This is a genomic window from Streptomyces katrae, from assembly GCF_000717655.1.
Taxonomy (GTDB): Bacteria; Actinomycetota; Actinomycetes; order Streptomycetales; family Streptomycetaceae; genus Streptomyces; species Streptomyces katrae_B.
On sequence record NZ_JNZY01000014.1, the window covers coordinates 116,900 to 137,714 of the forward strand.

At 71.5% G+C, this 20,815-nt stretch carries 18 protein-coding genes and 2 tRNA genes; 4 read left to right on the top strand and 16 right to left on the bottom strand.

The genetic code is table 11. The features are described 5' to 3' along the window. Positions 1-16 precede the first annotated feature (16 nt). Entirely contained in the window at positions 17-2,638 is a 2,622-nt protein-coding gene (locus IF09_RS0119140) for a valine--tRNA ligase (protein WP_030297261.1), read from the bottom strand. Between the two features lie 129 nt (positions 2,639-2,767). On the opposite strand from IF09_RS0119140, the gene IF09_RS0119145 reads away from it, so the two are divergent. Further along, positions 2,768-3,691 (top strand): hypothetical protein, encoded by a 924-nt coding sequence (locus IF09_RS0119145; RefSeq protein WP_030297263.1) that lies wholly within the window; start codon positions 2,768-2,770, stop codon positions 3,689-3,691. Between the two features lie 60 nt (positions 3,692-3,751). Here IF09_RS0119145 and IF09_RS45685 read toward each other — a convergent pair whose 3' ends face one another. The 6 genes from IF09_RS45685 to IF09_RS0119175 all read right to left on the bottom strand — a co-directional run bounded on the left by IF09_RS45685 (position 3,752) and on the right by IF09_RS0119175 (position 8,978). Beyond that, positions 3,752-4,024 (bottom strand): hypothetical protein, encoded by a 273-nt coding sequence (locus tag IF09_RS45685; protein WP_158710004.1) that lies wholly within the window; start codon positions 4,022-4,024, stop codon positions 3,752-3,754. 165 nt (positions 4,025-4,189) lie between these two features. Beyond that, positions 4,190-5,476: an ATP-dependent Clp protease ATP-binding subunit ClpX gene (clpX, locus tag IF09_RS0119150; protein ID WP_030297265.1), complete on the bottom strand. Its 1,287-nt coding sequence runs from the start codon at positions 5,474-5,476 to the stop codon at positions 4,190-4,192. Between the two features lie 153 nt (positions 5,477-5,629). Further along, entirely contained in the window at positions 5,630-6,301 is a 672-nt protein-coding gene (locus IF09_RS0119155; protein WP_030297267.1) for an ATP-dependent Clp protease proteolytic subunit, read from the bottom strand. 86 nt (positions 6,302-6,387) lie between these two features. Further along, a complete protein-coding gene (locus IF09_RS0119160; RefSeq protein WP_030297268.1) occupies positions 6,388-7,005 on the bottom strand; it encodes an ATP-dependent Clp protease proteolytic subunit in 618 nt (205 codons plus the stop codon). Positions 7,006-7,325: 320 nt separating this feature from the next. Then, a complete protein-coding gene (tig, locus tag IF09_RS0119170) occupies positions 7,326-8,729 on the bottom strand; it encodes a trigger factor (protein WP_030297270.1) in 1,404 nt (467 codons plus the stop codon). 172 nt (positions 8,730-8,901) lie between these two features. Continuing rightward, positions 8,902-8,978, bottom strand: a tRNA-Pro gene (locus tag IF09_RS0119175). Between the two features lie 168 nt (positions 8,979-9,146). Between IF09_RS0119175 and IF09_RS0119180 the strand changes: the two genes are divergently transcribed. Then, a tRNA-Gly gene (locus tag IF09_RS0119180) sits at positions 9,147-9,217 on the top strand. Positions 9,218-9,291: 74 nt separating this feature from the next. Here IF09_RS0119180 and IF09_RS0119185 read toward each other — a convergent pair. From IF09_RS0119185 to IF09_RS0119200, 4 genes are all read right to left on the bottom strand, one after another. Then, positions 9,292-9,618, bottom strand: coding sequence for a hypothetical protein (locus IF09_RS0119185; RefSeq protein WP_158710005.1), 327 nt, complete (start codon positions 9,616-9,618; stop codon positions 9,292-9,294). Positions 9,619-9,976: 358 nt separating this feature from the next. Next, the gene (locus IF09_RS0119190; RefSeq protein WP_030297273.1) at positions 9,977-10,171 is read right to left on the bottom strand and encodes a hypothetical protein; all 195 of its coding nucleotides are present in this window, start codon (positions 10,169-10,171) and stop codon (positions 9,977-9,979) included. A 176-nt stretch (positions 10,172-10,347) separates the two neighbouring features. Beyond that, complete coding sequence (locus IF09_RS0119195) at positions 10,348-10,806, bottom strand: HD domain-containing protein (RefSeq protein WP_030297275.1); 459 nt, start codon at positions 10,804-10,806, stop codon at positions 10,348-10,350. Then, on the bottom strand, positions 10,803-12,215 hold the full coding sequence (locus tag IF09_RS0119200; RefSeq protein ID WP_030297281.1) for a pyridoxal phosphate-dependent decarboxylase family protein: 1,413 nt from the start codon (positions 12,213-12,215) through the stop codon (positions 10,803-10,805). Before IF09_RS0119200 ends, IF09_RS0119195 begins: the two co-directional genes overlap by 4 nt. A 451-nt stretch (positions 12,216-12,666) precedes the next feature. Here IF09_RS0119200 and IF09_RS0119205 point away from each other — a divergent pair, with 451 nt between their 5' ends. Then, complete coding sequence (locus IF09_RS0119205) at positions 12,667-13,143, top strand: DUF4232 domain-containing protein (RefSeq protein ID WP_078613339.1); 477 nt, start codon at positions 12,667-12,669, stop codon at positions 13,141-13,143. Positions 13,144-13,398: 255 nt separating this feature from the next. On the opposite strand, the gene IF09_RS0119210 is transcribed toward IF09_RS0119205, so the two are convergent. The 3 genes from IF09_RS0119210 to IF09_RS0119220 form a co-directional block, all read right to left on the bottom strand. Beyond that, positions 13,399-15,774 (bottom strand): ABC transporter permease, encoded by a 2,376-nt coding sequence (locus IF09_RS0119210; protein WP_030297285.1) that lies wholly within the window; start codon positions 15,772-15,774, stop codon positions 13,399-13,401. Further along, positions 15,774-16,613 (bottom strand): ABC transporter ATP-binding protein, encoded by an 840-nt coding sequence (locus tag IF09_RS0119215; protein WP_030297287.1) that lies wholly within the window; start codon positions 16,611-16,613, stop codon positions 15,774-15,776. The genes IF09_RS0119210 and IF09_RS0119215 overlap by 1 nt, the downstream gene beginning before the upstream one ends. 125 nt (positions 16,614-16,738) lie before the next feature. Then, on the bottom strand, positions 16,739-17,866 hold the full coding sequence (locus IF09_RS0119220; protein ID WP_234321067.1) for a PP2C family protein-serine/threonine phosphatase: 1,128 nt from the start codon (positions 17,864-17,866) through the stop codon (positions 16,739-16,741). Between the two features lie 132 nt (positions 17,867-17,998). Here IF09_RS0119220 and IF09_RS0119225 point away from each other — a divergent pair, with 132 nt between their 5' ends. Continuing rightward, positions 17,999-19,234 carry a GNAT family N-acetyltransferase gene (locus tag IF09_RS0119225; RefSeq protein ID WP_030297291.1) on the top strand — a complete coding sequence of 412 codons (1,236 nt, stop codon included), beginning with the start codon at positions 17,999-18,001 and terminating at the stop codon, positions 19,232-19,234. Between the two features lie 21 nt (positions 19,235-19,255). Here IF09_RS0119225 and IF09_RS0119230 read toward each other — a convergent pair whose 3' ends face one another. Next, on the bottom strand, positions 19,256-20,062 hold the full coding sequence (locus IF09_RS0119230; RefSeq protein ID WP_030297293.1) for an Fpg/Nei family DNA glycosylase: 807 nt from the start codon (positions 20,060-20,062) through the stop codon (positions 19,256-19,258). 72 nt (positions 20,063-20,134) lie between these two features. Beyond that, positions 20,135-20,620: a ribose-5-phosphate isomerase gene (locus tag IF09_RS0119235; protein WP_030297294.1), complete on the bottom strand. Its 486-nt coding sequence runs from the start codon at positions 20,618-20,620 to the stop codon at positions 20,135-20,137. Positions 20,621-20,815: the final 195 nt, after the last annotated feature.

The following is a 20,815-nucleotide window of genomic DNA, read 5'->3' on the forward strand; positions in this document are numbered from 1 at the left end:
TCACCGTTTGTACGTGTTACGCGGCGGGCAGCGTCTCCAGCTGTGCCTGGATCCGGGCGATGTCCGCCTCGGCCTTGGCCAGCCGGCCCTTGATCTTGTCCACGACGTTGTCGGGCGCCTTGGCCAGGAAGGCCTCGTTCCCGAGCTTCGCCTCGGCCTGCTGCTTCTCCTTCTCCGCGGCCGCCAGGTCCTTGGAGAGGCGCTTGCGCTCGGCGGCCACGTCGATCGTGCCCGACAGGTCGAGCGCGACCGTGGCGCCGGCGACCGGGAGGGTCGCGGTGGCGCTGAAGGAATCGCCCTCGGGCTGCAGCCGCAGCACCTGGCGGATGGCGGCCTCGTGGGCGGCCAGCACGGTGCCGGTCAGGTCCAGGCGGGCCGGGACCTTCTGCTTGTCGTCGAGGCCCTGCTCCTTGCGGAACCGGCGGACCTCCTTGGTGAGGGTCTGGATGCTCCCGATCTCGGCCTCGGCGGCCTCGTCGCGGAAGCCACTGTCCTTCGGCCAGTCGGCGATGACCAGCGACTCACGCCCGGTGAGGGTGGTCCACAGGGTCTCGGTGACGAACGGGACCACCGGGTGCAGCAGGCGCAGCATGACGTCGAGGACCTCGCCGAGGACCCGGGCGGAGACCTTGGCCTGCTCGCCGCCCGCGAAGAACGTCGTCTTCGACAGCTCGACGTACCAGTCGAAGACCTCGTCCCACGCGAAGTGGTAGAGCGCCTCGCTGAGCTTCGAGAACTGGAAGTCCTCGTAGTACGCGTCGACCTGAGCGACCGTCTTGTTCAGGCGGGACAGGATCCAGCGGTCGGTGGCCGACAGCTGCTCGGCCGGCGGCAGCTCGCCCTCGATCGTGGCGCCGTTCATCAGCGCGAAGCGCGTGGCGTTCCAGATCTTGTTGGCGAACTTGCTGGAGGCCTGGACCCAGTCCTCGCCGATCGGGACGTCGGTTCCGGGGTTGGCGCCCTTGGCCAGGGTGAACCGGACGGCGTCGGAGCCGTACTTGTCCATCCAGTCCAGCGGGTCGACGACGTTGCCGAAGGACTTCGACATCTTCTTGCCCCGCTCGTCGCGGACCAGGCCGGTCAGCGCGATCGTCTTGAAGGGGACCTCGCCGTCCATGGCGTACAGGCCGAACATCATCATCCGGGCGACCCAGAAGAAGATGATGTCGTGGCCCGTGAGCAGGACGTCGGTGGAGTAGAACTTCGCCAGGTCCGGGGTCTTCGCCGGCCAGCCGAGCGTGGAGAAGGGCCACAGGCCGGAGGAGAACCAGGTGTCGAGGACGTCGGTGTCCTGGGTCCAGCCCTCGCCTGTGGGCGCCTCGTCGTCCGGGCCGAGGCAGACGACCTCGCCGTCCGGGCCGTACCAGACCGGAATGCGGTGGCCCCACCACAGCTGGCGCGAGATGCACCAGTCGTTGAGGTTGTCGACCCAGTCGAAGTAGCGCTTCTCCATCTCCTGCGGGTGGATCGCGACCCGGCCGTCGCGGACCGCGTCACCCGCGGCCTTGGCGAGGGTCTCGACCTTGACCCACCACTGGAGCGAGAGGCGCGGCTCGACGGTGGTGCTGCAGCGTGAGCAGTGCCCGACGGAGTGCGCGTACGGACGCTTCTCGGCGACGATCCGGCCCTGCTGGCGCAGCGCGCCGACGACCGCGGAGCGGGCCTCGAAGCGGTCCAGGCCGAGGAAGGGGCCGTGGACGGTGATGACGCCGTGCTCGTCCATGATCGTCATGGAGGGCAGGCCGTGGCGCTGGCCGATCGCGAAGTCGTTCGGGTCGTGCGCCGGGGTCACCTTGACGGCGCCGGTGCCGAACTCCGGGTCGACGTGCGCGTCGGCGACGACCGGGATGGTCCGGTCGGTCAGCGGCAGCTTGATCTGCTTGCCGATGAGGTGCGCGTACCGCTCGTCGTCCGGGTGGACGGCCACGGCGGTGTCACCGAGCATCGTCTCGGCGCGCGTGGTGGCGACGACGAGGGAGTCCTCACCCTCCCCGTACTTGATCGAGACGAGCTCGCCCGCGTCCTCCTGGTACTCCACCTCGATGTCGGAGATGGCCGTCAGGCAGCGGGGGCACCAGTTGATGATGCGCTCGGCACGGTAGATCAGACCGTCGTCGAAGAGCTTCTTGAAGATCGTCTGGACGGCCTTGGAGAGGCCCTCGTCCATGGTGAACCGCTCGCGCGACCAGTCGACTCCGTCGCCGAGGCGGCGCATCTGGCCGAGGATCTTGCCGCCGTATTCTTCCTTCCACTGCCAGACGCGCTCGACGAACTCCTCGCGGCCCAGGTCGTGGCGGGACTTGCCCTCCTCGGCGAGCTGCTGCTCGACCTTGTTCTGGGTGGCGATACCGGCGTGGTCCATGCCGGGCAGCCACAGGGACTCGTAGCCCTGCATGCGCTTGCGGCGGGTGAGCGCGTCCATGAGCGTGTGCTGGAAGGCGTGCCCCAGGTGCAGGGAGCCGGTGACGTTCGGCGGCGGGATGACGATGGTGTAAGCGGGCTTCTCGCTCGCTGCATCGGCCGTGAAGTACCCACGCTCCACCCAGCGCTCGTAGAGCTTCCCCTCTACCTCGGCCGGAGCGTACGCGGTCGGCAGTTCGGAGTCGGGGCTGCTGGGTGTCTGCGTGTTCTCGGTCACGAGGCACAGTTTAGGGCCGTAACAGTCCAGTCATGAAACCGGTAATCAAGGGGCCCGGCGCCGTGTGCGGCTTCGGCTTCCGTCAGGATGTCTGAAACACATAAAGGATTCCTGAAGGGGGACGCGGGCATGAGTTACAACCAGCCGGGACCGTACGGGGCCCAGCCGCCGCAGCAGCCGGGGCCGTACGGAGGCCCCCCGCAGCAGCCGGGCCCCTACGGCCAGCCCGCCCCCCAGCCGGGTTACGGCTACCCGCAGCAGCCGGGCATCCCCCCGCAGGGCTACCCCCAGCAGCAGCCCCAGCCGGGCTACGGCTACCCGCAGCAGCCCCCGTACGGCATGCAGCCGCAGCAGCCGAAGAAGTCCAAGGCCGGCGTGATCATCGCCGTGGTCGTCGCGGTCGCCGTGATCGCGGGCGCGGGCTGGTACTTCACGCAGGGCGGCGGCGCGGGCGGCGCCATCGCGGCGGACACCAAGGGCTACAAGCTGGCTTTCCCTGCCACGGTCGACAGCTACGCGAAGAACGAGCAGGCGGCCGGTACCGCAAAGGGCGACACCCCCCTGACCGGCGAGCAGAAGACCAAGGCCGAGGGCATCGGCATCAAGGACCCCCACCAGGCGAGCCAGCAGTACCTGAGCGGCATCAAGGGCAAGGCCAAGCAGATGACCGCGAGCGGTTTCTGGGGCCAGATCGACGATCCGGAGCAGGCTCTCGACGCCTACTTCGGCACGATCGGCGCGCCCAACCCGGAGACCGACAAGCTCGGCCTGAAGTACGAAAAGGTCGGCTCCCCCAAGGCGTTCACGCCGGACGGGTTCAAGGGCGCCGTCATGAAGTGCGTCGAGGTCAAGATGACGACCACGAAGACCACCAAGCCCGGAGAGCCCAGCTCGCTCGTGGTCCCCACCTGCGCCTGGAGCGACCACTCCACCCTGACCGCAGTCAACCACATGGACCAGACCACGATTTTGACCGGCGGCAGCCAGGGCACCCTGGAGGACGTCTCCAAGCTGGCGGCGAAGCTCTACAACACCTCACGGACCAAGGCCTGATCGGACTGGCGGCCGGCGTGTGAAATCGTCGCCTTCACGCCGACCGCCGCCGATCCCCTGCTACGCCGCGTTGCAGGCCCTGGCAGCCTCCACTTCCGTCACCTCTATGGCGGTCAGACCCCAGTAACACTGAACCCAACGGGCGGGGTTGCCGGAATCACTTCCAGTCCGGCAAGCCGCTTCCGCCTTCGGGCCTACCCTGTAGCCCGCGTCTATCAGGGAAAACTGGCACGCACCTTGGTCGGCCGACGCGGGTGAAGCCGCCATGATCGGGAGGGCGGCTGCGGCAAACGTCGCGGCCAGGACGCCGAGTGTGCGCTTCTTCATCTTCATGTCTCGTTCCCCTTGACTAAGGCTGGTCGAGACAAAGTTGATCAAGGAGTTATCCGCCGCACCAGGCCACACGGGCCACTTGTCCGATAATCGGTCAAGATGGTCCCGAAAGCGAGGAGGGGCGCCCCGGATGTCCGGGGCGCCCCTCCTCGTACGGCGCGTCGGCTAGGCCGACTTCTCCTGCGGGCCCTGGTCCTTCGGGACGATGCGGGGGACCAGCGTCGGGTTGACGTTCGAGCGGACCACGTCCGCGGTGATGACCACGCGGGCCACGTCCTTGCGGGACGGGACCTCGTACATCACCGACATCAGGACCTCCTCCATGATGGCGCGCAGTCCGCGCGCGCCCGTCTGGCGCAGGATGGCCTGGTCCGCGATGGCTTCGAGCGCCTCGCGCTCGAAGTCCAGCTCGACGCCGTCGAGTTCGAACAGCCGCTGGTACTGCTTCACCAGCGCGTTCCGCGGCTCCACCAGGATCTGCAGCAGCGCCTCGCGGTCCAGGTTGTGCACCGAGGTGATGACGGGCAGACGGCCGATGAACTCCGGGATCATCCCGAACTTCACCAGGTCCTCCGGCATGACCTCCTGGAACTGGTCGCTCGCCTCGATCTCGCGCTTCGAGCGGATCGTCGCCCCGAAGCCGATGCCCTTGGCGCCCGCACGCGACTCGATGATCTTCTCGAGGCCGGCGAAGGCGCCGCCCACGATGAAGAGCACGTTCGTCGTGTCGATCTGGATGAACTCCTGGTGCGGGTGCTTGCGACCACCCTGCGGCGGGACGGAGGCGGTCGTGCCCTCCAGGATCTTCAGGAGGGCCTGCTGCACGCCCTCGCCGCTCACATCACGGGTGATCGACGGGTTCTCGCTCTTGCGGGCGACCTTGTCGATCTCGTCGATGTAGATGATCCCGGTCTCGGCCTTCTTGACGTCGTAGTCGGCCGCCTGGATCAGCTTGAGCAGGATGTTCTCGACGTCCTCGCCGACGTACCCGGCCTCCGTCAGCGCCGTCGCGTCGGCGATGGCGAACGGGACGTTCAGCATGCGCGCGAGCGTCTGGGCGAGGAGCGTCTTGCCGGAGCCCGTCGGGCCCAGCAGCAGGATGTTGGACTTCGCGAGCTCGATCGCGTCGTCCCGGCCCTGCGCACCGCCGTTCTCGCCGGCCTGGACCCGCTTGTAGTGGTTGTACACCGCCACCGAGAGGGCCTTCTTCGCCGGCTCCTGGCCGACGACGTAGCTCTCCAGGAACTCGTAGATCTCACGAGGCTTGGGGAGTTCCTCCCACCGGACCTCGGAGGTCTCGGCGAGCTCCTCCTCGATGATCTCGTTGCAGAGGTCGATGCACTCGTCGCAGATGTACACACCGGGTCCTGCGATGAGCTTCTTCACCTGCTTCTGGCTCTTTCCGCAGAACGAGCACTTGAGCAGGTCGCCGCCGTCACCGATGCGTGCCACGAGGTGCTTCCCCTTCGCCTGGGAGACGCTTGGTTCAGCGCTCCTGGTGCCTCATATCCGACGGTACCTTGCCGGGGGCCCCGTACGGGGCCCCCTTGACGTGGTTCACATCGCCGAATGTGACGACGTGCCCACGCCAATTGACGGCAAGGATCAGTGGGAGTTCTTGCGGGTCGAGACGATCTGGTCGATCAGGCCGTACGCGAGCGCGTCCTCGGCCGTCAGGATCTTGTCGCGCTCGATGTCCTCGCGGATCTTCTCGATCGGCGTGGTCGAGTGCTTGGCCAGCATGGTCTCCAGCTGGTCACGCATGCGCAGGATCTCGTTGGCCGCGATCTCCAGGTCGGAGAGCTGCTCACGGCCGGTGCCGCCGGACGGCTGGTGGATCAGCACGCGGGCGTTCGGCAGCGCCATGCGCTTGCCGGGCGTGCCGGCCGCCAGCAGGACCGCGGCGGCGGAGGCTGCCTGGCCCATGCAGACCGTCTGGATGTCCGGCTTCACGAACTGCATCGTGTCGTAGATGGCCGTCAGCGCGGTGAAGGAGCCGCCGGGGCTGTTGATGTAGATCGAGATGTCGCGGTCCGGGTCCATCGACTCCAGGCACAGCAGCTGCGCCATGACGTCGTTGGCGGATGCGTCGTCGATCTGCACGCCGAGGAAGATCACGCGCTCCTCGAAGAGCTTCGCGTACGGGTCGTACTCGCGCACACCCTGCGAGGTGCGCTCGACGAAGCGCGGGACGACGTAGCGGTTGTCCACCTGCGCGCCGGTGTAGAGGCCGCTCGCGGGAGAGAGGTTGTTCATGTGCATCTGGGTGTTCACCATCCTGGTGGCGTTCTGCGGGCTGGGGCTTGCCGGGTGCGGGCGGGCGTACGGGGCCTCGTACGAGGACCCGCGCGCCGGGGCCGGGATCAGGCCCCGGTGCCGCCGCCGCCCGGGACCAGCGACGCGGCGGAGATGATCTCGTCGATGAGGCCGTACTCCTTGGCCTCCTCCGCGGTGAACCAGCGGTCGCGGTCGCCGTCGCGGATGATCGCCTCCACGGTCTGGCCGGAGTGGTGGGCGGTGATCTCGGCCATGCGCTGCTTCGTGCGCAGCAGGTACTGGGCCTGGATCTTGATGTCCGAGGCGGTGCCACCGATGCCGGCGGAACCCTGGTGCATCAGGATGTCGGTGTTCGGGAGCGCGAAGCGCTTGCCCTGGGCGCCGCCGGTGAGCAGGAACTGGCCCATGGAGGCCGCCATGCCCATGCCGATGGTGACGACGTCGTTCGGGATGTACTGCATGGTGTCGTAGACCGCCATGCCCGCCGTCACCGAGCCGCCCGGGCTGTTGATGTACAGGTAGATGTCCTTCTCCGGCTCCGCGGCCAGGAGGAGGAGCTGCGCCGTGATCTTGTTGGCGATGTCGTCGTCGACCTGCTGGCCGAGGAAGATGATGCGCTCGCCGAGCAGCCGGTTGTAGACATGGTCGCCGAGGCCGCCACCGATGGACGGCTCACCCGCGGCGTAAGGCTTCAGATTCGTCACGTATCCACCTGCTCGTCTCCGACGGCCACATGCCGTCTCAGCGTCTCGTTCTGGGGCGCGGACCGGTCGGCGGCAGTGGCCGCCGGCATCCGGGTACTCCCGTGCCCTCGTATTCATGGACCCTAACGCGCAGGTCGGACAACGCCATCCCGCTTCCCGAACTGTTCGCTCGGAGCGCAAGGTCCGTGGGCCCTTCGGGGACCGGGCGCAGGCCCGGTGGAAGGCGCCGGGCGCGGAGTGTGCGAAGGGCCCGTACACGGCTGCGTACGGGCCCTTCGGGTGCTGCTCAGCGGGCGCCGCGCGGGGCGGCGCCCAAGGCGTTACTTGGCCTCGTCGGCCTGCGCCTCGGCGGCGTCGGCGTCACCTTCGACGACGGCCTCGACGGTCTCGGCGGCAGCCTCGACCTCGTCCTCCTCGTCGGAGAGGTCGACGACCTCACCGTTGGTGTCGACGACCTTGGCGGCCTCGACGACGACCGCGAGGGCCTTGCCGCGGGCGACCTCGCCGACGAGCATCGGCACCTGGCCACCCTCGACGACGGCCTGGGCGAACTGGTCGGGGGACATGCCGGAGGAGGCGGCACGGCGCATGAGGTGCTCGGTGAGCTCCTCCTGGTCGACGCCCAGCTTCTCCTTGTTGACGAGCGCGTCCAGGACGAACTGGGTCTTGATGCCCTTGATCGCCTGGTCCTTGGTCTCGGCGTCGAACTCCTCGACCGTCTTGCCCTGGAACTCCAGGTACTTCTCGATGGTCAGGCCCATCTGGCCGAGCTGGTGGTGCTCCAGGTTGTGCTTGCGGGTGTTGACCTCGTCCTCGAGCAGCTTCTCGGGGATCGGCACCTCGACGAGCTCCAGCAGCTTCTCCAGGACGCGCTCCTGGGCCTGCGTGGCCTGGTCGTACTGCTTCATGTTCTCGAGGCGCTTGCGGCTGTCCGCCTTGAGGTCCTCGAGGGTGTCGAACTCGCTCGCCATCTGCGCGAACTCGTCGTCCAGCTCCGGCAGCTCACGGGCGGAGACCTTGGTGACCTTGACGGTGACCTCGGCGTCCTTGCCCTCGGCGGAGCCGCCCTTCAGCTGGGAGGTGAAGGTGGCCTCGCCACCGGCCTCCAGGCCCTTGACGGCGTCGTCGATGCCCTCGAGGAGCTCGCCCGAGCCGATGGTGTAGGAGACGTCGGAGGCGACGCCGTCGGGCAGCACCTCGCCGTCGACCTTGGCCTCGAGGTCGATGGTGACGACGTCGCCGTCCTCGGCCGCGCGCTCGACGTCCTTGGTGGACGCGAAGCGGCCGCGCAGCTGCTCGACCGACTTCTCGATGTCCTCGTCGGAGACCTCGACCGCGTCGACCTCGACCTCGATGCCGGAGTAGTCCGGGATCTCGATCTCGGGGCGGACGTCGACCTCGGCGGTGAAGGCCAGCAGCTCGCCGTCCTTCAGCTCCGTGATGTCGACCTCAGGCTGGCCCAGCGGGTTCAGGTCGGCCTCGTTGACGGCCTCGGTGTAGAACTTCGGGAGGGCGTCGTTGACGGCCTCCTCCAGCACCGCACCGCGACCGAAGCGCTGGTCGATGACCCGGGCCGGGATCTTGCCCTTGCGGAAGCCCTTCACCGTGACCTGCTGGTTGATCTTCTTGTACGCCGCGTCGAGGCTGTCCTTGAGCTCCTCGAAGGGCACCTCAACAGTGAGCCGAACCCGAGTCGGGTTCAGGGTCTCCACGGCGCTCTTCACGGTTCGGTCTCCTTGTGGCTGACTGCTTGGGGTTCTGCGTCCTCGCTGCGATTCAGCGGTTCGGCGGATTCGGCCCGGTACATCAGACACACGGGCACGCAGCTTGCATAGTAGCCGCAAGCGGCAATCTGCCCACAACGCGAGCTTGTGAGGGCGATGCCGGTGGTGCTGTTGGTCGGGGTGGCCGGATTCGAACCGACGACCTTCCGCTCCCAAAGCGGACGCGCTACCAAGCTGCGCCACACCCCGTCGGTGCGACACGTAGGGTACATGCCCGGAGACCCTCCGATGCGCGGGGTTCGAGCGAACGTTTCCGGACGCCGCGCCGCGGGCGCGTCATGCGGTGTGCACTCCCCCGGCCCGACCCGCTAGGATGCTGTCCGTGCCGCGGCCCCCCGGACCTGCGGCGCACGCGTTGCGGGCGTAGCTCAATGGTAGAGCCCTAGTCTTCCAAACTAGCTACGCGGGTTCGATTCCCGTCGCCCGCTCTGAAGAACGAAGGGCCAGGTCAGAGGATGTTTCCTCTGACCTGGCCCTTCGTCGTTCCGAACTGGCGCAGGTCTCAGTGCTGGACCATCGCGCAGGTGACCGTGGTCTTGCCGTCGGCCGTCTTGACGACGTACTTGGCTCCGCTCAGGCCGCCGAGGTCGAACCTGCCCGACTTGTCGACGGGTACCGAGCCGGCAGTGGAGCCGGAGTAGGTCACCGTCGTGCCGGCGGGGAATCCCTCACCCCACAGGTGGTATTTGCCGGCTGAATCCACCTCGACGTTGCACTTCGCGGCCGCGGGGGCCGCGGTGGTCGAGGCGTGTGCGGCGACGGCGGGGCCCAGCGCGAGGGCGGGGGCCACCAACAGCGTGAGTGCTGCAAGACGACGTGTCCGGTTCATCATTCAACCTGCCTTGGACGCTGACGGTGCGGCCGGGGAGGCGTGACGGCTCCGATGCCCGCGGCAGCGGTCGCACGGGGGGCGCCGAGGGGGAAGTCTCATACCGTTACGCCGTATTGATGACGCCTTTAGCCTATCGTCCGGTTTGTCGCTCGGCATCTCACGGATGGCCTTGAGTGGGCTGCGGCGCAGGGGTACGCCGGGGCGCGGCCGTGTCGGCACCAGGAGCGAGGTCACCCATTTGACGACGCGATCGCCGACGAGGATTCGGCCACCCTCGGCGTCATCGCGCCGGGCGGCCCGGGGGAACACGGACCTGGAGTACCGGCGGGTGGCCGGTACTCCCCGGGCCTTCCCCCTAGAGCTTGATTCCCGCGATGGTGTCGGCGAGGGAGTTGAGGAAGCGGTTGACATCCGGGGCGATCGAGCTGGACGCCAGGAAGAAGCCGAAGAGGACCGCGACGATCGCGGGGCCGGCCTTGATGTGGTTGCCGCGGACGAGCACCACCAGGATGACCGCCAACAGAACCACCACTGACAGCGAAATGGCCACTACTGATCACACCTTCGGTCGTCCCCTGGTCGGCCTGGGGCGCACGGCCGCGCGCGCCCCCACATGGACCATCCTCCCACCAACGGGCCCCGGCTATCCGCCCCGTGGCGAATCGGCGTCGGCGCTTTCCCGCCAACCGGCCGTGCACCGGACATATTTCGGGCGCGGGGACACGGTCATGGTGCGGCGAGGCCGAGGAGGGAGCGGACATACGCGTACTTCGCGGACAGCCGTTCCCGGGTGGGACCGTCCAGTACGGAGAGCCGCACGGGATCCGCGTTGTGCGCCAGGTCGGCCTCCTTGACCAGGAGGGCGCCGGGCGTGGCGAGGATCCGGGCCGCGTACTCCTCCACCGGTTCGCCGGGGCGCTTGGTGACTGCCAGGACCATGTCCTTCACCGGCTGGGGCAGAGCGGCCGAATCCAGCCACTCCCGGCTGAGCGCATCGTCCTCGACGGCGTCGTGCAGCCAGGCCGCCGCCTGCTGCTCCGCGCTGCCGCCGCGGGCGCGGACTCCCTCCGCGACGGCCGCGAGGTGCTCGGCGTACGGCCGGCCGGCCTTGTCGGTCTGGCCCTCGTGCGCGGAGCGCGCCAGGGCCTCGACCTCGAGCAGGGTCAGTGGTTGCTGCTGCGTCATGCGGTCCCCTTCGCTGCCGTGTGTGCCGCTGTACGGAGAGCCTGCGCGGCCCGGCGTACATCGGCCTGCGTGGTGCGCCAGTTGGAGAACGCTGCGCGCAGGGCGGGGGTTCCCGCGTAGACGGTGGGGGTGACGAACACCTCCTCCTGCGCCGCCTCGCGCAGGGCCGTCAGGCGGGCCGGGGTGGGGTCCTCGGCGAGGGTGAAGCAGACGACGTTCAGGCGGACCGGGGCGAGGAGGCGGAAGGCCGGGTCCTGCTCGAGTGCGGCGCCGAGGGCCCGGGCGCAGGCGATGTCGCGCTCGACGATCTCGCGGTGGCCTTCGCGGCCGTACGCGCGGAGGGTGAACCAGGCCGCGAGGGCGCGCAGCCGGTGCGAGTTCTCGGGAGTGAGGTGGACGAGGTCGGGGCGGCCGCCGAGGGGGCCGAGGTAGGCGGCGGCGTTCTGGAAGACGCGGGCCTGGAGGTCCTGGCGGCGGGTGAACTGGACGGCGCTGTCGTAGGGGACGTTCAGCCACTTGTGCAGGTCGATGCAGAGGGAGTCGGAGGCGTCGAGCCCGGCGGCGAGGTGGGCGTGCTCCGGGGAAACGGCGGCGAAGGCGCCGAAGGCGGCGTCGGTGTGGAGCCAGAACGCGTGGCGTTCGCGGAGGGCGACGATGGCGGGGAGGTCGTCGAAGTCCACGGTGTTGACGGTGCCGGCGTTGGCGACGACGACGGCCGGGCCGGGGGTGTCGGCGAGGGCACGGTCGAGGGCGGCGGGGTCGACGGCCTCGCGGCCGGGGAGGGTGGGGACGGCGACGAGGGAGCTGCGGCCGAGGCCGAGGACGGAGAGGGCCTTGGCGATGGAGGAGTGCGGGGCTCCGGAGAGGACGCGGACGGGGCCGAGGGCTGCCGCGCCGTCCTCGGAGGGGGAGACGCCGAGGCGTTCGCCGAGCCACTCGCGGGCGATGGCGAGGCCGGTGGTGTTGGACATGGTGGCGCCGCTGACGAAGGTGCCGGCGTGGGCGTCGGTGAGGCCGAAGAGCTCGCGCAGCCAGCTGATCGTTTCGCGTTCGAGGTCCTGGCCGGCGGGGTCCAGGGCGGAGTTGGAGTTCTGGTCGTGGACGGAGGTCAGCCAGTCGCCGGCGAGGGCGGCGGGGGTGGCGCCGCCGGTGACGAAGCCGAGGTAGCGGGGGCCGGCGGAGGCGGAGAGGCGGGGCGCCCACCGGTCCTGGAAGGCGGCGAGCGCGGCGGCCGCCCCGGCGGCGTGCGCAGGCAGGGGCTCGGGGTCCTGCGGAGGCCCGGTGGGCGGTACGACGGCCGGCACGACGGGACGGGCGTCCAGGGCTTCGAGGGCGTCGGCGGCGGTACGGCGGGTGGCCTCGAGGAGGTCGGGGAGGCGGGCGAGGTCGGCGGCGAGCGTGCGGTCCATGGGGGCACGGTAGGGATCCGCCGGGCGCGGCGGACCGGCCAATCGGGGGTGATTGGCCGGTCCGCGCCTCCGGGGGCCGGGCGTGGTGTGCCACGCCGCTGCGCGAGCGGCCCCGGGCTGCGCGACCGGCCCCCGGCTGCGCGACCGGCCCCCGGCTGCGCGACCGGCCCCCGGCTGCGCGAGCGGCCCCCGGCTGCGCCCCGGACCCCGGGCCTCGAACGCCGGCGGGGCCGCGGTCGCCGACCGGGCTGGATGTGCCGCTGCGGCCCGGGAGTTGGCCGGCGTGGGCGGAGCCGGGCGGGCAGGGTCAGGGTGGACGGTGGGGGTCGTAGGGTCGGGGGATGGTCAGGTTGCGGTGGGTGGCGGGGGTCGTCGGGGGGATCGTTTCGGCGGGGGTGGTCGTGGGGTGCGTACGCCGCCCGCGCCTGCGGCTGCGCCGGGGCCCACTGGGATGAGGGCTGCGCCGTCGGCGGCGGGGGCGCAGGAGGACTGTCCCGAGGGCGGGGTGCGGTTGCTCGAAGGGACCGGAAATGCCGCGATGGGGCTTCGTGTGGCCGACATCCAGCTGGTCAACTGCAGTAAGCAGCCCTACGTACTCGAGGGCTATCCGGAGATCCGGTTGCTGGACGAGAAGCGGGTTCCGGTGGAGGTCGCCGTCGTGCACGGGGCGGAGGAGATCACGTCCGCGCCGACCGGTGCGGACGGCGCCCCGCAGAGGGTCGAACTCTGGCCCGGCCAGGCGGCCAGGGTCATGATGGTGTGGCGGAACCTGGTGACCGACGGGGCGGTGCCCGCCGCCGAGGGGTGGGTGCTGGAGGTGACCCCGCGGCCCGGTGCGCCCCGGGTTGAACTGGAGCTCGACCGGTCCGTCGACCTCGGGAACACCGGGAGGCTCGGGATCGGCCCCTGGAAGGAAATGGCCCCGTGATCATCTGACGCAACGGGCCCTTCGGGACGGGTGGATGCAGGCCGCACGCTGCAGGTGCCGCACGCTCCAGGTGGCGCAGGGTCCTGCCCGGCGTGCGAAGGGCGCCGCCCGCGGTGTCTGGTGCCGGGCACCGCAACGCGGAGGGGCGCCCGAGTACCGGACGTACGCGGTCGCCCCGACAGCCCGGCGAGGTACGGCACCAGACGCCGCGGGCCCGGCGAGGTACGGGGCACCAGACGCCGCGGGCCCGGCGGGCTACCTCTCCCGGCGGAGGGCCCAGCGGGCCGGGAGGGTGGTGGCGGTCAGGCCCAGCGTCAGGGCCGCCGCCGCGAAGGAGGCGTACAGCATCGGCGGGATGTGCGGGGGCGCCCCGGTGATCGCCTTGGCCAGCGGGAACAGCGTGGCCAGGGCGATCGCGCTGCCGAGGATGACGCCCGCGCCGCCGATCAGGAGGGCCTCCCAGCGCAGCATCCGGAACACCTGGCGGCGGGTGGAGCCGACGAGGCGGAGCATCCGCAGCTCGCGGCGGCGGTCGAGGACGGTCATCACCAGGGTGTTGGCTGCGGCGACGGCCGCGAAGCCGCCGAGGACCGCCGCCATGGTGGTGTTGGCCCAGGCGTTGAGCTCGCGGTCCGGGTCCCGGGCCGTGGTCCACGCCGAGACGGGCACCGCCGAGGCGGACACCGCCGGGCCCAGCTCCGCCGGCACCGGGCCGCGGATCATGAGCTCGGTGGCGTGCCCGGCCGTGGTGTGGCCGGCCAGGTCGGCCGCGGGGAGGGTGACCCGGCCGAGGCCCAGGCCGCGGGTGTAGACGGCCACGATCTCGGGATGCGCCGGAGCCCCGTCCGGGAGCCGGAGTTCGAGGCGGTCGCCGACCCCCAGGCGGGCGGACTCCGCGATGCTTCGGTCCACGGCGACCGTGCCGGGCCGGAGCGCGGCGAGGCTGCCCTCGCGTACGCCCAGGTCCTGGACGGTGGTGACATCGCCCGCGACGCCCTGGGCCGACGCGGACTGCAGCCGGCGTTCGCCGCCGCGGCCGGCCATCACGAGGACCGGGGTACGGGTGATCGCGACGCCGGCGCGGGCGTCGGAGGGCGGGTCGGTGATCACGTGGTCGGCGAGCAGCCCGGCCTCCTGCTGCTGCCGGGCGGCGCGTTCCTCGCTGGTGTGCAGGAAGACCAGGGTCGAGGAGAAGGCCATGGCGAGCACGATCGGGGTGATCGCGGAGGCGAGCCGACGGGCGTGGGCCCGGGAGTTGGCGGCGGCCAGCGAGCCGGAGGCGCCGCCGGCGCGCAGCGGGAGGCCGAGTACGGCGGCGCAGGCGCGGGCGATCAGCGGGCCGAGCAGGGCGACGGCCAGCATGAAGAGCATGACGACGCCGAGCGCGGCGTTGGCGGCGTCCTCCCCGCCGGAGGTGGCGGCCAGCCCCGCACAGGCGGTCCCGCCGGCCACCGCCGCGAGGCCGAGCGGTGTACGGATCCACCCCGGGCGGAGGCGTTCCACGGCGGCTTCGGCGAGCGCCTGGCCGGGCCGGATCCGGGCGGGCCGGCGGGCGGCGGCCCAGCCGGCGAGCAGGGCGGCGACGAGGCCGATGCCGGCGGCCGAGACCAGGGGGATCCAGGAAACGGCGAGGTCGACCCCGGCCGGGATCGCGCCCTTGGCCTTGAGCTGCCCGAACCACCAGGCGGCGAGGCCGATTCCGGGTACGCAGCCCAGCGCGCCCGCGGCCGGCGCGACGAGCAGGGCTTCGGTGGCGACGGTGCGGCGGATCTGCCGCGGGGTGGCTCCGACCGCTCGCAGCAGGGCGAACTCGCGGGAGCGCTGCCCGACGGAGAGCGCGACCGTTCCGGCGGCGGTGAAGACGGCGACGAGGGTGGCGGTGCCGCCGAAGGAGCCGCCGAGGCCCATCAGCATCTCCTTGGCGCCCGCGAGCTGCGGGTCCACGGCGCGGGCGGCGCCGGTCAGCACCTGGGCGCGGCCGTCGACGGCGGCGCGGACCCGGGCCGGGTCGGCGTCGAGCACGACGACGGCGTCGAGGGCGCCGGGGTGCCCGGAGAGGGCGCGGGCCTCGGCGTCGGAGAACCAGACACCGGCGCCTTCGGCGTGTCCCACGACGCGGAACTCCCGCTTCCCGACCGGGGTGTCGAGCGACACCCGGTCGCCCTGGAGCCCCGAGCCCGTACCCAGGACGACCTCCCCGCCGGCCCCCGGGGCCCGGCCCCGGCTGAGCTGCACGCCGGTGAAGGCAGACGCCCCCCAGCCGGAGGCCTCCACGGCAGAGCCCGCGTCCCCGCGTACGGGGAAGACCACGTCGGGGACGGCCCGCCCGAGCGGAGCCAGCCGTTCCAGCAGGGCGGCGTCGACCCGGGCCCGCTCCGGGACCCGCACGGATTCCTCGTACGAGCCTTCGCCGCTGCCCATCTGCCAGCGGATCTGCTGGTCGGCGGCAACGACTGCGGGTGCCTGGGCGTAGCGGGCCGGCGGGACGCTCGCCCGGGCTCCGCTCTCCAGCAGGATGCCGCAGGCGGAGACGATGGCGACGGTCATGAGCAGGGCGATGAAGGTGCCGGCGAAGGCGGCGGGGCGGAAGCGGACCGCCGCCCGGGCCAGGCCGTTGGGGTGGAGCGGCATCAGGCGGCCGCGCCCGCGTACGCCGGGGCGGTGAGGGCGGTCATCCGGTCGGCGATGGCCGCGGCGGAGCTGTGCGGCAGCCGGTCCGCGATCAGCCCGTCGGCGAGGAAGAGCACCTGGTCGGCGTGGGCGGCGGCGGCCGGGTCGTGGGTGACCATGACGATGGTGGCGCCCATGGAGTCCACGGCGGCCCGGAGCAGCCCGAGGACCTCGGCGGCGGTGGTGGTGTCGAGGGCGCCGGTGGGCTCGTCGGCGAAGACGACGTCGGGGCGGGTGACCAGGGCCCGCGCGATGGCGACGCGCTGCTGCTGGCCGCCGGAGAGCTCGGCGGGGCGGCGCCGGCCCTTGCCCTCGAGGCCGACGCGGGCGAGCAGGTCGGCGGCCCGCGCCCGGTCCTGGCGGCCGCCGGCCAGCCGCATCGGGAGCAGCACGTTCTGCTCCACCGTCAGGGACGGCAGCAGGTTGAAGGCCTGGAAGACGAAGCCGAGGCGGCTGCGGCGCAGCTCGGTGAGCTCGTTCTCGTTCATGCCGGTGATCTCGGTGCCGCCGAGGCGGACGGAGCCCGCGGTGGGCAGGTCGAGCCCGGCCGCGCACTGCAGGAAGGTGGACTTGCCGGAGCCGGAGGGCCCCATGACGGCGGTGAAGCTGCCGCGGGGCAGGCTGAGGTCGATCCCGCGCAGCGCGTGCACGGTGGCGGCTCCCCGCCCGTACTCGCGCCGTACGCCGCGCAGCTCGACGGCGGCGCCGCTGTCGTACCCCGTGCCGTACGCCGCATCCCCCGCGCCGTCGTACGCCGCCTGCGCGCTCTCGCGCTGCCGCCTGCTCCGCCGGAGCCCCATGGTGTGCCGCCTTCCGTGTCCGCCGATGATCGTGGTCCCGACGCTACGGACGGGGGGTACGGGGCGGACATGGCGCAGCCAGGCGGATCACTGGTGGGGAAAACCCCACCCCGGGCAGCCGGCGCTCAGGGCGAGCGGCGGATGAGCAGCAGCGCGCGGTCGTCGTTGACGTCCTTGGCGACCTTTTCGATCAGGTGCCAGGCCGCGCCGTCCCAGCCGGCGGCGACGTAGCGGTCGGCTTCGCCGGTGAGGCGGTCGATGCCCTCGCCGATGTCGCGGTCGGCGGTCTCGACGAGGCCGTCCGTGAAGAGCATGAGGACGTCGCCGCGGCGCAGGTTGCCGCGGGCGGGCTCGAACTCGGCGCCGTCGTAGACGCCGAGCAGCGGGCCCTCGCCGGACTTCTCCTGCCAGCGGCCGGTGCCCGCGCAGAGCTGGAGGGCGGGCAGGTGGCCGGCGGAGAGGAGCTCGTAGTCGCCGGTCTCCAGGTCCAGGACGAGGTGGATGGAGGTGGCGAAGCCCTCGTCCCAGTCCTGGCGGAGCAGGTAGCCGTTGGCGGCGGGCAGGAAGCCGTGCGGGGGCAGGGCGCCGAGCAGGCCGCCGAACGCGCCGGACAGGAGCAGGGCGCGGGAGCCGGCTTCCATGCCCTTGCCGGAGACGTCGGTCAGGACGACCTCGAGGGTCCGGCCGCCGTTCGTGCGGGCGGCGACGACGAAGTCGCCGGAGAAGGACTGGCCGCCGGCCGGGCGCAGGGCCATCTCACGGTGCCAGCCTCGCGGCAGGGCGGGCAGCTTGCTCTGGACCCGGATGCGTTCGCGCAGGTCGAAGAGCATGGTGCCGCCGCGCCGCCAGGGCACGCCGACGCGGCTGCGGAACTGGGCGATGATCAGTCCGAAGAATCCGCAGGCGGCCACGACCAGGACCGTGCCGGGGGTGACCCGGGCGGGACCGAGGGTGTACGGCCCGAGGACCAGGGCCTCGACGATGAGGGCCGCCGCGGAGGCCGCGTACAGCGCGAGCAGGCTCGCGGGACGCAGCAGCAGCCCGCCCGCGACGATCGGCAGGACGAGGGCGGAGGGCGAGAACCAGACCGGCAGCATGATCGTGCCGCAGGCGATGGCCGGGATGGTCAGGAGCAGCCCGGCGAAGGCGAGCCAGTCGGAGGCGTCGCCGCGGAAGTAGTCGACGGCGGATTTGCGCAGGGCCGTGCGAGCCCGGTGCGACAGCATGCGCATCCGGGCCATGAGCGTCTCCATGCGTGCTCCGGCCATTGCTTCGGGACCCTATCCATCCTGGCTGTGCACGCGCAGGGGGACCCCCGGACCCGGGGGCTCCGGCCGGTCGAAAACCCTTCGACTGTGACGGAATGCCCTGGTAAGGATGGCCGTATGGCTCTTGAGATGCGCGTATTGCAGGCTGGTGAGTGGGATGTCTGGTACGACCACCTGGAACTGGCGTTCGGCGGGGTGCCGGAGTCTCCCCAGGAGCGCGAACTCTACAAGTCGCTGACCGAGCCCGGGCGCTCGCTGGGAGTCTGGGACGGCGGGACCTGCGTCGGCTCGGCCAGTGCCTTCTCGTTCCGCCTTTCGGTGCCCGGCGGCGCACTCGTACCGGCGGCCGGGGTCACGATGGTGGGCGTCGCGCCGACGCACCGCCGCCGGGGCGTGCTCACGTCGCTGATGCGCCGCCAGCTCGACGACATCCGGGCGGGTGGCGAGCCGCTCGCCGTGCTGACGGCCTCGGAGGCGGCGATCTACGGGCGCTTCGGGTACGGCATCGCGTCGTACGCGCTGGCCCTGGCCGTCGACAGCACCCGCGTTCGGCTCTCGGTGCCGCCCGGGACGGACGAGGTGCGACTGCGGCTCGTCGATCCGGAGAAGGCGCTGCCGGACTGCGAGCAGGTGTACGCGGAGCTGGTCGCGCGGCGGCCCGGCATGCCGGCGCGGCAGCCCGGCTGGGAGCTGCTGGGCGTGCTGGACCCGGAGGCGGTGCGCGAGGGCGCCTCGCCGCTGAAGTGCGTGGTGGCGGAGCGGGCGGACGGCCAGGTGGCCGGGTACGTCCGCTACCGGGTCAGGGCGGACTGGGAGCCGCAGGGCCCGGAGGGCAAGGTCGAGGTGGCCGATCTCGATGCGCTGGACCCGGCGACGACGGCCGCGCTGTGGCGCTACCTCTTCGAGATCGACCTGACCTCGACCGTGCGGGCCGGCAGGCGGCCGGTGGACGATCCGGTGCTCCACCTGGTGAGCGACGTCCGACGGTCGCGGCCGAGCCTGCGGGACTCGCTGCACCTGCGGCTGGTGGAGCTGCCGGCGGCCCTGGAGGCGCGCGCGTACGGGGCTCCGCTGGACGTGGTGGTGGAGGTGGAGGACGCGTTCTGCCCGTGGAACGAGGGGCGGTGGCGGCTGGTCTGCGACGCCGAGGGCGCCGCCCGGGTCACGCGGACGGCGGACCCGGCGGACCTGGAGCTGTCGGCCCGGGAGCTGGGCTCGGCGTACCTCGGCGGGATCACCCTGACCGCGCTGGCGGCGGCGGGCCGGGTGCGCGAGCTGCGCCCGGGCGCCCTGGCTGCGGCCTCGCGGGCCTTCGCCACCGACGCGGCGCCCTGGCTCCCGCACGGCTTCTGAGCCGGGTTGACCGGTCCGGCCTCAGCGGGTCTGACAGGACGGGCACCAGAAGAGGTTGCGCGCCGCCAGGCCGACGGTGCGGACCTCGGCTCCGCAGATGTGGCAGGGCATGTTCGCCCTGCGGTAGACGTACACCTCGCCGCCGTGGTCGTCCACGCGCGGCGGGCGGCCCATGGCCTCGGGCAGGTGCTCGTCGCGGACGGTGTCGATCCGGTTGTTCCGTACGCCCTCGCGCATCAGCGCCGCCAGGTCCGCCCACAGGGCGTCCCACTCGCCGCGCGTGAGGTCCTTGCCGAGCCGGTACGGGTCGATGCCGTGCCGGAAGAGGACCTCGGCGCGGTAGACGTTGCCGACGCCCGCGATCACCTTCTGGTCCATGAGCAGGGCGGCGACGGTGGTGCGGGAGCGGGAGATCCGCTTCCAGGCGCGGTCCGGATCGTCGGCCGGGCGCAGCGGGTCGGGGCCGAGCCGCTCGTGTATCGCCTTCTTCTCGGCGTCGCCGATCAGTGCGCAGGCGGTGGGGCCGCGCAGGTCGGCCCAGTGCTCGGCGTTGAGGAGCCGCAGCCGGACCGTGTCGGTGGCCGGGGGCGCGGGGGCCGGGCCGAAGCCGAGCTTGCCGAACAGGCCGAGGTGGATGTGGACCCATGCGTCGCCGAGTTCCAGGAACAGGTGCTTGCCGTGCGCCTCGGCGCTCTCCAGGTCCCGCCCGTCGAGCAGGGCGGCGCTCTCGGCGAAGCGGCCCTGCGGGCTGCTCACCCGGACCGGGCGCCCGGCGAAGCGCTCGGTGTGGTCCTGGGCGAGGCGGTGGATCGTATGCCCCTCGGGCACTGCTCTGCTCCTACCTCTGGAAACGGCCGTGCCGCCGGGCCGGAAGCCACGGCGGCACGGCGAAGCGGAAGATCAGCCCTGCGGGTGGTGGGCCGGGATCGGGGGGAGCTCGCCGGTGGTCTCGTACGCGGAGAGCATCTCGATGCGCCGGGTGTGGCGCTCCTCGCCGGAGTAGGGGGTCGCCAGGAAGGCCTCGATGAAGCCGACGGCCTCGTCCTGGGTGTGCATGCGGCCGCCGACGGAGATCACGTTGGCGTTGTTGTGCTCGCGGCCGAGCTTCGCGGTCTCGACGCTCCAGGCCAGGATGGCGCGGACGCCCTTGACCTTGTTCGCGGCGATCTGCTCGCCGTTGCCGGAGCCGCCGATCACGATGCCGAGGCTGTCGGCGTCCGCGGCGGTCTTCTCCGCGGCGCGCAGGCAGAACGGCGGGTAGTCGTCCACGGCGTCGTAGATGTGGGGCCCGCAGTCGACGGGCTCGTGGCCGTTGTTCTTGAGCCAGTCCACCAGGTGGTTCTTGAGCTCAAAGCCGGCATGGTCGGATCCGAGGTACACGCGCATGGGTCGAGTGTGGCACGAGCGGCCCCGAAGATCCGCGGAGGGGTGTCGCGTAAGTCACTTCTAAAGCTCAAGTAAACCCAAAGAACGCAGATGGGACACGGCGGGACCCAAGTCCTGGACTTTCATCCCAAGGCAACGATCCGGACTGAGGTCTTCCGTCCTGCGTTCATCTCAGGTTTGAATGCCGGGGCCTCG